At 37.4% G+C, this 12,091-nt stretch carries 11 protein-coding genes, 2 tRNA genes and 1 pseudogene; all 14 read left to right on the top strand.

The genetic code is table 11. From position 1 onward, the window contains the following. Window positions 1-109 precede the first annotated feature (109 nt). Entirely contained in the window at window positions 110-580 is a 471-nt protein-coding gene (locus B9J78_01700; GenBank protein ID MBA2123644.1) for a transcriptional regulator NrdR, read from the top strand. Beyond that, entirely contained in the window at window positions 577-3,027 is a 2,451-nt protein-coding gene (locus B9J78_01695) for an anaerobic ribonucleoside-triphosphate reductase (protein MBA2123643.1), read from the top strand. Before B9J78_01700 ends, B9J78_01695 begins: the two co-directional genes overlap by 4 nt. Before the next feature lie 72 nt (window positions 3,028-3,099). Then, entirely contained in the window at window positions 3,100-3,363 is a 264-nt protein-coding gene (locus B9J78_01690; protein ID MBA2123642.1) for a hypothetical protein, read from the top strand. A 149-nt stretch (window positions 3,364-3,512) separates the two neighbouring features. Then, entirely contained in the window at window positions 3,513-4,031 is a 519-nt protein-coding gene (locus B9J78_01685; GenBank protein ID MBA2123641.1) for a hypothetical protein, read from the top strand. 3 nt (window positions 4,032-4,034) lie between these two features. Next, window positions 4,035-5,084 (top strand): UDP-3-O-(3-hydroxymyristoyl)glucosamine N-acyltransferase, encoded by a 1,050-nt coding sequence (locus B9J78_01680; protein ID MBA2123640.1) that lies wholly within the window; start codon window positions 4,035-4,037, stop codon window positions 5,082-5,084. Next, window positions 5,065-6,378: a hypothetical protein gene (locus B9J78_01675; protein MBA2123639.1), complete on the top strand. Its 1,314-nt coding sequence runs from the start codon at window positions 5,065-5,067 to the stop codon at window positions 6,376-6,378. The genes B9J78_01680 and B9J78_01675 overlap by 20 nt, the downstream gene beginning before the upstream one ends. Before the next feature lie 12 nt (window positions 6,379-6,390). Next, a complete protein-coding gene (locus B9J78_01670; GenBank protein MBA2123638.1) occupies window positions 6,391-7,158 on the top strand; it encodes an acyl-[acyl-carrier-protein]--UDP-N-acetylglucosamine O-acyltransferase in 768 nt (255 codons plus the stop codon). After that, complete coding sequence (locus tag B9J78_01665; GenBank protein MBA2123637.1) at window positions 7,134-7,958, top strand: hypothetical protein; 825 nt, start codon at window positions 7,134-7,136, stop codon at window positions 7,956-7,958. The genes B9J78_01670 and B9J78_01665 overlap by 25 nt, the downstream gene beginning before the upstream one ends. A 12-nt stretch (window positions 7,959-7,970) precedes the next feature. After that, window positions 7,971-8,053 (top strand) — tRNA-Leu (locus tag B9J78_01660). Window positions 8,054-8,332: 279 nt separating this feature from the next. Further along, window positions 8,333-8,409: transfer RNA gene (locus B9J78_01655), tRNA-Val, on the top strand. Between the two features lie 242 nt (window positions 8,410-8,651). Further along, the gene (locus tag B9J78_01650) at window positions 8,652-8,840 is read left to right on the top strand and encodes a hypothetical protein (protein MBA2123636.1); all 189 of its coding nucleotides are present in this window, start codon (window positions 8,652-8,654) and stop codon (window positions 8,838-8,840) included. Between the two features lie 7 nt (window positions 8,841-8,847). Then, window positions 8,848-9,549 (top strand): hypothetical protein, encoded by a 702-nt coding sequence (locus B9J78_01645; GenBank protein MBA2123635.1) that lies wholly within the window; start codon window positions 8,848-8,850, stop codon window positions 9,547-9,549. A 326-nt stretch (window positions 9,550-9,875) separates the two neighbouring features. Next, window positions 9,876-10,271 (top strand): annotated as a pseudogene (locus B9J78_01640) (hypothetical protein). Window positions 10,272-10,769: 498 nt separating this feature from the next. Next, window positions 10,770-12,047: a hypothetical protein gene (locus tag B9J78_01635; GenBank protein MBA2123634.1), complete on the top strand. Its 1,278-nt coding sequence runs from the start codon at window positions 10,770-10,772 to the stop codon at window positions 12,045-12,047. Window positions 12,048-12,091: the final 44 nt, after the last annotated feature.

The raw sequence follows: 12,091 nt of genomic DNA, 5'->3' as shown, positions 1-12,091 counted from the left end.
TTTACCCCAAATTTAGCCTGATTTTAGGCTCTTGACAAGCGCAATATATTGTGTATATACTGGTTGCATACACAATACATTGTGTTTTTGGGCTCAATTGGGGTATAATATGAAATGTCCTTTTTGCAATAGTATAGAAGACAGGGTAATAGATTCAAGAACAAGTCAGGACGGTGAATCTATAAGAAGACGAAGGGAATGTCTTAAATGTGAAAAAAGATTTACAACATATGAACAAATAGAAAACATTCCTCTTATGGTAATAAAAAAAGATGGAAGAAGAGAGCCATTTAACAGAAACAAAACAATTGCAGGGCTGATAAAAGCCTGTGAAAAAAGGCCCATAAGCACTGATAAGATTACACAGATAGTTGATAGGTTAGAAAGAAAATTGCAAAGAAAAAATGGAAAAGAGGTAAATACAAAAAAGATAGGCGAATTTCTTATGAAAAAATTGCACACCCTTGATGAGGTAGCATATGTAAGGTTTGCATCCGTGTACAGACAGTTCAGAGATGCAACCCAGTTTATAACCGAAACAAAAGACTTTATTAAGAAAACAAAAGGAGGAAAAATATGACCGCACAAACAATTCTGAAAGAAAAAGAAGAAAAACAAACAACTACATCCGCTAAATATTTCACACAGGTAAGAAAAAGAGACGGGCGGCTTGTTACTTTTGATAGGTCAAAGATAGCGGATGCCATATTCAAGGCTGCAAAGGCTGTAGGCGGTGAGGATCGTTTGATGGCTGAGGAGATTGCCAATGCGGTAACATTATACTTAAAAAATAGATTTCAAAAAAATATCCCTGAGATAGAACAGATACAAGATATAGTTGAGAAGGTTCTTATTGAAACAGGTCATGCAAAAACAGCAAAGGCATATATTATTTATAGAAAAAAAAGACAACAGACAAGAGAACAGATGAGGGTAAGACACTATGTGAGGGGAAAGACTTCTTCAACTGATGTTTCTCTTCTTGTAACTGCTTCAAGCAGGCATGAACTTCTTTCATGGGACAAAGCAAGGATTGCAGGTGCACTTCAAAAAGAGGCTCAGATAGAAGAAGGGCTTTCTTGGGAGATAGCATCAAAGGTTGAACAGAGAATTATCAATTCAGGCTTAACAGTTATATCCACCTCTCTTATCCGTGAGCTTGTTGATAATGAACTTTTTGAAAAAGGATTAACAAAAAAAATATCAAAAACCTCTGTTATAGGTATGCCTGTATATGACCTTGAACAACTTGTATTTTCAAAAACAAAAGAAAATTCAAATATAACATCAAACAATCCAGAAGCAATAAATCTTGCAATTGCCGAAAACACACTTAAACAATACGCTCTGCAATCCATATTCTCCTCCGATATTGCAGATGCGCACCTAAAGGGTGCTATACATATCCATGACCTTGGTTATCCGACAAGGGTTTACTGTTCCAGCCATTCACTTGAATACATCAAAAAATATGGACTTACCCATATCTGTAATCTTGATACATCAAGCGCCCCTGCAAAGCATGCAAGAACACTTACAGGGCACCTGAATACATTTCTTGCATCAATGCAGGCCTATTATGCCGGAGCACTCGGCATAGGTTACTTGAACATACTTTTAGCTCCGTATCTTGAAGGTATGACCTATAAGGAAATGAAACAGGAGGCACAACATTTGATATTTTCAGGAAGTCAGAATGCATTCAGTCGCGGAGGACAGAGCCTTTTTATAGATTTTAATATCCATACAGGAGTGCCAGAGTACTTAAAAAATATCCCTGCAATAGGTCCTGACGGGAAATATACGGGTAAGACATATAAAGATTATGAAACAATCTCACAGGAGTTTTGTAAGGCTATGCTTGATGTCTGGAAAGAAGGGGATATGTTAGGTAGACCATTTGCATTTCCAAAGGCAGATTTTCATGTGTCGGAAGAAACATTTGAAGACCCAAAACAGTTTGAACTTTTCAAAGCAGCTGGGGAGGTTGCCAGTACCAATGGTTCAGTATATTTCGTTTTTGACAGGGGAAGCCAGGTTGTTCTCTCTATGTGCTGCAGGCTTCGTCAAAAGATAAATGACAAGTTTATGATAGAGCATCCGGAATCAATGAGATTCTGTGGATTCCAGAATGTAACAGTAAACCTTCCTCAGGCAGCATACAGAGCTCAGAAGAACAATTTAAGTCAACTTTATAAGGAAATTGATCATATGATAGAAATATGTGTCCGAGCACACCTTCAGAAGAAACAATTTATTGCCTCCCTTATGAAAGATCCGCATATGCCACTATGGCAGATTGGGAAACCTGCACAGGACGGAAGGCCATATGTGGATCTTGATAAATGCACATATATAATAGGACTTATCGGACTTAACGAATGCGTCCAATTTATAACGGGTGAAGAGCTCCATCAATCGGATTTAGCATTCTTAACAGGTTTAAAAATAGTGGCAAGAATGTATCTAAAAATACAAGAGCAAACTGAAAAAACAGGTTTAAGATTTTCTCTTGAAGAAAGCCCAGCTGAAAGCGCAACAAGAAGGCTCGCAAAGGTTGACCTTAAAACATACCCTGAAAGTGCGGCATCGGTCGTAAGAGGAAGTATTGAAAATGACACTATATATTATACAAACTCAATACATCTCAGGGCAGACGCACCTGTGGATATTGTAACAAGGATTGAAAAACAGTCAAAGTTCCACAACCTTATTGAATCAGGAGCGATTATCCATGCCTTTGTTGGAGAACAGATGCCGTCTGCACAATCCATATTAAACCTTGTTGAAAAGACATTCTATAAATCATCCTGTGCCCAACTTACAATATCACCTGAATTCAGTATATGTAACAATTGTGGCAAAGTTATAAGGGGCATACACAGCGCTTGCGTCCACTGTTTAAGCAAGGACATATACTCTATAACAAGGATAGTAGGATATTATAGCAGGATTAACAACTGGAATCCTTCAAAGCTTGCAGAACTTGAAGACAGACACAGCGGAGACTATAAAGTTGCAAATTAAGGATATTGAAGTTGAGAAGTTAATGAAGTTGTGCAAAACATATCCACCCGATCTTTCAACCTCACATTTTCAATGTTTGAAAGAGGAGGCAGTATGCAAATAGAAATATTTGGGAAACAGGGTTGTTCTCTCTGTCAGGATGCAAAAAGAATAATAGGAGAAAATATGAAACTTGAATATAAATATATGGATATGGAAACAGAAGATGCACTTGCCCTGTACTGTTTTAGGGGATATGATGCATCCTATAGGATGGCATACCCGGTTATAACTGTAGACAAACAGCATTTTAATGTTATAGGGAAGGCGGTAAAGTATATCAAAGACAATATGTGACCTAAGGCACAAGAACACCAGAGCACCAGAGCACCAGTGCACCAGGACTTGTCGGCTGGCAGGGATGTCCGTTCCCGTTCCTGATATTATATTTTAAAATTCTTGTAAAATCTTAAATAAATGTTATAATGGAATAAACAGGAGGGAAGATGAAAAAGATTTTTTTTAGTTTTTTGATTTTTTGTTTTTGTTCTTTGACAAGTTTATATCCGCAACAGAATTTAAACATTGTTTATATAAACTTCTCCAAGGTATTTTCTGAATATGAAGCAACAAAAGATGCAGAATCTACTTTGGAGCAAAAAGATAGATTAAGACAGGAACAAAGAGAGAAGATAGTTGAGGAAATACGGCAGTTAAGGGATAAATCTGCCCTGCTAACCCCTGAGGGAAAACAAGAAAAACAACCCTTGATAGAAGATAAAATGAAGAAACTCCAGGAATTTGACCAGCAATCAAGGTCTGAAATGGCAAAAACAAGAGATGATGCATTGAGAAAAATTATCCAAGAAATAAAAGACTATGTGAAGGAATATGCCGAAAAACAGGGCTATGACATAGTGCTGAATATGGCTGAAGCGGTTGTTGTTTATGGTAGGCCTGAACTTGATAGGTCATCCGATATTATAAAAGGATTAAACGAATCTTATACCCAGAAAAGGAAATAAAAAGTGAAGACAGTAAAAGAAATTGCTGAGATTATAGAAGGGGAGGTTATAGGAGATGATAGCATTGAAATTGCCGGTGCAAGCGGAATAAAAGAGGCACAGCCAGGCGATGTTACATTTATTGCCAATCTCAAGTATGCGCCATTGATGCAACAAACAAGAGCATCTGCAATCATTGTCTCAGGGGAATTAAAAAACTATTCAGGGGCAAAAACATTGATAGTTACGGAAAACCCGAGTCTTGCATTTGCAAAGTTTGTTTCACTTCTTGCTCCGAATAAAATTGTAAGACCTAAAGGCATAAGTTCACAGTCTATTATAGGAAAGAATGTAAAATTAGGTAAAAATGTTGCCATACAGCCGTTTGTTGTTATAGAGGATAGTGTTCAGATAGGGGACGGGACTGTAATATATGCAGGTGTATATATAGGACACCATACAGAGTTGGGCAACGATGTGTTGATATATCCGAATGTTTCTATCAGGGAACGCACCAGTATTGGAAGCAGAGTTGTTATACATTCTGGAAGTGTTATAGGAAGTGATGGTTTTGGATTTGCAACAGTTCGGGGGGTACATCACAGAATCCCACAGATTGGGACTGTTGTAATAGAGGACGATGTTGAAATAGGTTCAAATGTTACAATAGACAGGGCAAGATTTGACAGGACATTTATAGGTAAGGGAACAAAGATAGACAACCTTGTTCAGATTGCCCATAATGTATATATAGGAGCAAATTCTGTTATTGTTGCACAAACCGGGATATCAGGTAGTGTTGAAATAGGTTCAAATGTAACACTGGCCGGACAGTCAGGCGTTATAGGACATATAAAGATCGGAAACAATGTTGTAGTTGCAGCAAAATCGGGTGTTACAAAATCTATCTCTGATAATATGTGTGTATCCGGTTTCCCGGCAAGGCCCCATAACGAGGAAAAGAGGTTAAAGGCATCCATACAAAGGCTTCCTAAATTGTATAATAAGATTTCCGAACTTGAGAAAAAAATAAAAATATTGGAGGAGATGTTAAGTGCAAAAAACAATTCGTAAAGAGGTTCATCTTCAGGGTATCGGTCTTCATATGGGTAATCCTTCACACCTTGTTTTAAAACCTGCGCCACCTGATACAGGTTTAAGATTTGTAAGAACTGATTTACAAGAAAGACCTGTTATAGATGCGAAGCTTACAAACATAACAGATATTTCAAGAAGACCCAGAAGGACCTCGGTAGGCATAAACGGTGTTGAGGTTCATACAATAGAACATCTAACATCTTCTCTTGCAGGATTGGGTATAACAAATATAATTGCAGAAGTTGATAGTGATGAGGTTCCGTCTTTTGACGGGTGTGCTCTTTCGTTTTGCAATGCGTTATTAGGTGTCGGAATTGAAGAACAAAATGTTGCTTATAAAAAATTTATTGTAAAAGAACCGTTATGGATACAGGAACAGGAAGGATCAATAACAGTTTTACCAGGGGATTCTTACAGGGTTTCTTATACGCTTTCCTATAAACATCCGTTTGTTCGTTCCCAGTATGTAAAATTTGATATCACCCCTGAGGTATTTTTAAAAGAGATTGCACCTGCAAGAACATTTTGTTTTGAAAAAGAGGTTGAGGATTTAAGGAAACAGGGACTGGGAAAAGGAGCAAATTATGCCAATACACTTGTAATATCGGAAAAAGGGGTTATAGATAATAAATTAAGATTTGAGGATGAATTTGTACGACACAAGATTATGGATATTATAGGAGACCTTTATCTTTTTAGTGCATCTATACAAGGAGATATTAGCGCTGTAAAAAGCGGTCATACCACAAATATGAAGTTATTAAATAAATTCAGACTTTTTGAAGAGCAGGCAAGGGGTGCAGGTATTCCATTCCGTTATGTGTGCGCCCCCGGAGAAAGGCTTGATGTAACAACCATACAAAAAATAATTCCTCACAGATATCCGTTTCTTCTTGTGGACAGAGTACTGAAATTAGAAGAAGACAAAAGATGTATTGCCATAAAAAATGTAACTGTGAACGAAGAATTTTTTGAAGGACATTTCCCTGGAAAACCAGTAATGCCCGGTGTTCTTATAATAGAAGCGTTGGCACAAACAGCAGGTATTCTATTTCTTTCAAGCAGAGCAAACATAGGAAAGATGGCATTTTTTATGTCCCTTGATAAAGTAAAATTTAGAAAGCCCGTTATACCCGGCGACCAGGTAATTCTTGAAACAGAGGTATTAAGACTTCGCACCAAAACGGGACAGATTAAAGGCACTGCTTATGTTGACAACAAAATAGTGGCAGAAGCAGAGATAATGTTTGCACTTTCAGATGTTGGGTAAATAATAAGAGCTATGAATAACATACATCCAACAGCAATAATTGAATCAAAAAATATTTCTGACAATGTCTCAGTAGGTCCATGGACATATATAAGGCAGGATGTTCAAATTGGGGAAGGAACACAGATAGGTTCACACTGTGTCTTAGAAGGCAATACCGAGATTGGCAAAAACTGTTCTATATTTAAGGGCTCGGTTGTTGGAAGTATTCCTCAGAGTTTAAAGTTTCATAATCAAAAAACATACTTAAAAATAGCAGATAGGGTAGTGATCAGAGAATTTGTCACAATAAATCCCGGTTGTCTAACAGACCTTACAAGCATTGGAAACAATGTTCTTATAATGGCATACTGTCATATCGCACATGATTGTAAGATTGGCGATGATGTTATTATGGCAAACAACGCAGGGCTTGCAGGACATATAGAGATTCACAATAATGCAGTTCTCGGGGGATTTGCTGCAATTCATCAGTTTGTTCGTATCGGTGAATATTCTATGGTAGGCGGTATGTCAAAGATTGTTCAGGATGTTCCTCCCTTTTCTCTCGTAGATGGAAGGCCCGGCAAGGTATGTGGTTTAAATGTTATTGGTTTAAGAAGGGCCAACTTTTCACCTCAGACCAGAGCCACGCTTTATAAGGCATTCAAAATTTTATTCTTTTCAGGACTTTCTACAACCCATGCACTTGTTGAAGTTGAAAGACGCATTGTAGATATTAATGAGGTAAAAAAGCTCGTTGAGTTTGTAAAAACATCGAAGCGCGGAATTGCCAGGTAGTGAAACAAATTCTTATCATTGCAGGCAGCGGAGACTTTCCCATCCTTGTAGCACAACAAGCAAAAAATCAAAGTTTTACTGTAAATGCAATAGGTTTCATAGGTGAAACATCAAAAAATATAGAGAGTTTTGTTGACAGGATAGAATGGGTGGATGTGGGTTCTTTCTCGTTGTTTTTAGAAAAAATTTCTTTTTTTTCTCCGTCTGATGCTATATTTGCAGGACAGATAGAACCTTCAAATCTTTTTAAAGATATTCCGATAGATGTTAAACTAAAAGCATTCCTCAGGGGTTTAAAAGACAAGAGAGCAGACACCATATTTGGTGCAGCCGCAGATCTTTTACCAAAACACAAGATAAAACTGATAAGTTCTGTTAGGTTTTTAAAAGAAATGTTTATCCCGCAGGGCATTATTGCAGGCTCTTCTCTTACAGACGAAGAACGGAAGGATGTCCAATTAGGTTTTAACATTGCAAAAGAATTGGGAAGGCTTGATATAGGCCAGACGGTTGTAATAAAACAAGGTTCTATTCTTGCTGTTGAGGCAATAGAAGGAACGGACGAGGCAATAAAAAGGGGAGGAAGGCTTGGGAACGGAAATGTTGTAGTTGTAAAAGTTGCAAAGCCAAAGCAGGATGTCCGTTTTGATGTTCCAGTTATAGGACCAAAAACAATGGAGTCTCTCATAGAGGCAAAAGCCGGGGTGCTTGCTTTTGAGGCTGGAAAAACCCTCGTTTTTAATAAACAAGAATGTGTAGAGATTGCAAATAAAAATAACATAAAAATTGTTGCAATATAGTAGCATAACAATGGGCGAGTGGTGGAATGGCATACACGTTGGACTTAAAATCCAATGACTGTAAAGTTGTGTGGGTTCAAATCCCACCTCGCCCACATTTAAGCAGAAAAAGGATGATAAGGGATTTGAACCACCAAAGGGGTCAGGGGAAAAGGTAAGTTTTCCCCTGTGTTTTGAAAGGAAAAGGAACATTAAGGGAAAAACTTGGTTTTCCCTTAAAGAGCGCCAGCGATGGTTCATATTCCCACCTCGCCCACATTCTAAAGCTCAAATGACAAATGGGAAATAAATGACAAATGACAAATCTCAAATGACATTTGGATTTTGACATTTGTCATTTAACATCGGAGATTATAGCAAAATTAGACTGCTATGGGCGGTTAGCTCAGTTGGTTGGAGCACTTGCTTGACATGCAAGGGGTCAGAGGTTCAAGTCCTCTACCGCCCACCAAATTGAATTAGCCCGCCGATTTTTAGAAAAGAAAAAAGGTAAATGCCCTTGGTCCATCCCTTCTTCCTGCCCCGTAGTGAACGCAAAGCGTTCTATTATTGGGGTGCACATGCATTTGAAATTAAACTTCTCAAAAAATCTTTTTATATTATGAAAATCATTTTGTATTATAATTATAGATAGCGATTACTCTACATACATATTATTATTTTAATACCACAATATCAAGAGAGATTTCACAAATAGGCAAAAATATAAAAAAGTTAAGGAAACAAAAGGGCTTGTCGCAAGACCGGCTTTCTAAATTGGCTGATATTTCCTATAACACGGTGATAAAACTGGAGTTGGACGGTATCATCTATCTCTTAATTGGTGCGCTTCAAAAATTAGCCAAATCCCTTGATGTTTCAGTTGATAATTTATTAAAGTGATTTAACTATGACCAAAGAACAAAAATTTTATAAAGCACTACAGGATGTATTTATCGGCGCCAAAATTGAAGGCACTGGCGGTTTTGTTAATTTGATGAGAATAAAATCAAATTACTACCGCAAGATTGAAGACATCCTCAAGAAAGATGTTGAATCGGCTCTAAAAAGCCACCCCAAATTTAGAGATGAACTTTTTGACAAACTCTATTCCTTTTTCAGCCGCTATTTTACGGAAAGCGGGTCAATTTATTTCAATTCAACGCCATTTCATAACAATATCTACGAAAAGGTTTATACCGATGAAAAAGATGTTATCCTCTTCTGGAAAACGCAGATGCTTTACTATGTTAAAACCGACCGGATTTTCAGGAGTTTGCCAGTTGAATTCCCCTCTGATAGAGGGGTGTCAGAAACTACCCCGTCAGGCTTCGCCTGCCACCCCTTCGTAGAAGGGGAAGGCGGACGGGGTGTTAATTCCCCTTTGCAAAAGGGGTGTCCCGAAGGGACGGGGTATTTAAAGTTCTACTTTGACGCTTCAAAGATAGAAAGCAAAAAAGCCAACGAAAAACGCTCGCTTGTTTTTGAGTTAAGCAAAGTCCGCGAAGACCCGTGGGAAAGCCTTCGGCTTCCTACGGGGCAGGCGCCACCATTGTTTTTGACGTTCAGTATTCAGAAGGAGGTGCAAAAACAAAACAGGACGAGCTCTTAAAAGCCATCAAGAGAAAAGGCATAGCAATTACCGAAGAACAATTAGAACGCGCTTTTAGAGTTTTTGAAAAGCAGAGCGAGGTTGATTTCTTTATCAACAAAAATGCCAAAGCATTCTTGCAGGAGCAATTTAAACTTTGGAGTTATCAGTATTTTTGGGAAGGAGCCAAAGAGTGGGGCGCGGATAGAGTCAATCAACTACAAATTCTCAAAGGCATCGCTTTCAAAATTATTGATTTTATCTCGCAGTTTGAAGATGAACTGGTAAATATCTGGAACAAGCCGAAGTTTGTCAAAAACTCAAATTATGTGATTACGCTGGATAGGATTTACAAGAATTCCCCTTCTACGAAGGGGTGGCAGGCGAAGCCTGACGGGGTAGTCAAATGGAAGGAATTACCATTTAATCCTGACCTAAAAGAAAGAGCAAAAGAGTTAAGAAAAGCCGGCAATTTATCAGAAGTTTTATTCTGGGATCAAGTTAAAAATAAAAAATTTTTGAGTTTAGATTTTGATAGACAAAAAATTATAGGAGATTATATAGTTGATTTTTATTGTAAGAATTTGGGAGTTGTTATTGAAATTGACGGAGTAAGTCACGATGGAAAGATAGAATATGACAAAGAAAGAGATAATTGCTTAAAAAGTCTTGGGCTCAAAGTTATTCATATTTCTGATCTAGATGTAAAGAAAAATTTGGAAGAAGTATTAGAGTATTTAAAAGATAAACTGACTAACACCCCGTCTGCTTTCGCAGACACCCCTCTAAAAGAGGCAAACACCCCGTCTGCTTTCGCAGACACCCCTCTAAAAGAGGGGAATTTATTAGAGAGAATCTTGAAGCATAAAAATTTTAGAGAGCAAATCAAAGAATGGCAGGAACTTGGCATTGTGGATGAAAATTTTAAGATAGAAGATGTTTTTGAAAATTCCCCTTTTGTAAAGGGGTGGCGGTCCGAAGGACTGACGGGGTATTTAAAATTACCATACAATCAAAACTTAAAACAAAGGGCAAGGGAATTAAGAAAGGCCGGAAATTTATCAGAGGTTCTTTTATGGAATGAATTAAAAAATAAAAAATTAAGATTTGACTTTACTCGTCAACAAATCATAGGTAATTGCATTGTTGATTTTTATTGTCCAAATTTGAGATTAGTAATTGAGATAGATGGTGAAAGCCACAATTTTAAAATTGAATGTGATGAAGAACGAGAGAAATATTTGCAATCTTTAGGATTAAAAGTTCTTCATTTTAGAGATATAGATGTAAAAAAAAGCATTAATTCGGTTATTGAACAAATACAAAGTTGGATAAAAGAAAATACCCCGTCTGCTCCGCAGACACCCCTTTTAATAAAAGGGGAATTTAAGCATTTACCCATAGACACAAAATATTTCAAGGATTTAGAACTTGAAATTTTGAGCCAGTTTGACGATTTAGATAAATCTTTAGACGGCTGGCTGATAAAGTCCGAAAACTATCAGGCGTTAAATACAATCCTGCCGAAATTCAAAGAAAAAGTGCAGACAATTTACATTGACCCGCCGTTTAATTTAGCTTCTTCTGACCAGTTTTTATACCGCACAAACTATAAAGACGCCAACTGGGCAACACTGCTTGAAAATAGATTAAAGATTGCAAAAGATGTTTTAAATAAAAAAGGGAGTATTTTTGTTAGGTGCGACTACAATGGGAATTGGATTGTAAGGTGTTTGATGGATGAATTATTTTCAGACAATAAAAATAATTTTAGAGAGATTATTTTAAGAAAAGCAAATAGTCAAGGCCCATTAAACAACTTTAATCCAGCAAATGAATCATTGTTTTATTATCCTAAAACTATATTAAGTTATTTTCTGCCAGTTTTCAAAGAGAGAAACAGAGAAATCAAATGGGTTAATTGTCTTTCTCCCAAAGAGAATAAAGAGAAAAATACAGTTATAATTTTTGGAAAGGAATATAAGTGTCCTCCCGGTCAACACTGGCGATTCTCTCAAGAAAAATTTGACAAATTAGCATCTGAAGAAAGAATACGAATAAACGAAAAAACAGGTATTCCACAATATTTAGAATCAGAAAAGATACCCTTGGACACTAATTGGACAGATGTTCAAGGATATACTTTTACTATCGGCTTTCAAACAGAGAACGCAGAAATTGTCTTAAAGAGGGTAATTGAAAGCACATCAGAAAGAGAAAACCTAATTCTTGACTTCTTCCTCGGCTCTGGCACGACAACCGCAGTTGCGCATAAACTTGGCAGAAAATGGCTTGGCGTTGAAATGGGTGAGCATTTTTACAGCGTGGTTTTACCGAGAATGAAAAAAGTTTTGGCTTATGATAAATCAGGTATTTCAAAAGAATTGAAAACACCCCGTCAGAATTCCCCTTCTTTGAAGGGGTGTCAACCGAAGGTTGACGGGGTAGTTTCTGACACCCCTCTAAAAGAGGAAAACACCCCGTCCCTTCGGGACACCCCTCTATTAGAGGGGAATTAGGCGGAGGATTTTTTAAATATTACGAACTTGATCATTATGAGGAG

The sequence above is a fragment of the bacterium Unc6 genome (assembly GCA_013626165.1).
GTDB lineage: Bacteria > Omnitrophota > Gorgyraeia > Velesiimonadales > Velesiimonadaceae > Velesiimonas > Velesiimonas alkalicola.
This window is presented reverse-complemented; position numbering and strand designations above follow the sequence as displayed.

What these genes read in the sequence shown, in the direction of transcription:
- B9J78_01690 (MBA2123642.1), top strand. Translation starts at nt 3,100, where the DNA reads ATGTTTGAAAGAGGAGGCAGTATGCAAATAGAAATATTTGGGAAACAG.
- B9J78_01695 (MBA2123643.1), top strand. Translation starts at nt 577, where the DNA reads ATGACCGCACAAACAATTCTGAAAGAAAAAGAAGAAAAACAAACAACT.
- B9J78_01645 (MBA2123635.1), top strand. Translation starts at nt 8,848, where the DNA reads ATGACCAAAGAACAAAAATTTTATAAAGCACTACAGGATGTATTTATC.
- B9J78_01670 (MBA2123638.1), top strand. Translation starts at nt 6,391, where the DNA reads ATGAATAACATACATCCAACAGCAATAATTGAATCAAAAAATATTTCT.
- B9J78_01700 (MBA2123644.1), top strand. Translation starts at nt 110, where the DNA reads ATGAAATGTCCTTTTTGCAATAGTATAGAAGACAGGGTAATAGATTCA.
- B9J78_01685 (MBA2123641.1), top strand. Translation starts at nt 3,513, where the DNA reads ATGAAAAAGATTTTTTTTAGTTTTTTGATTTTTTGTTTTTGTTCTTTG.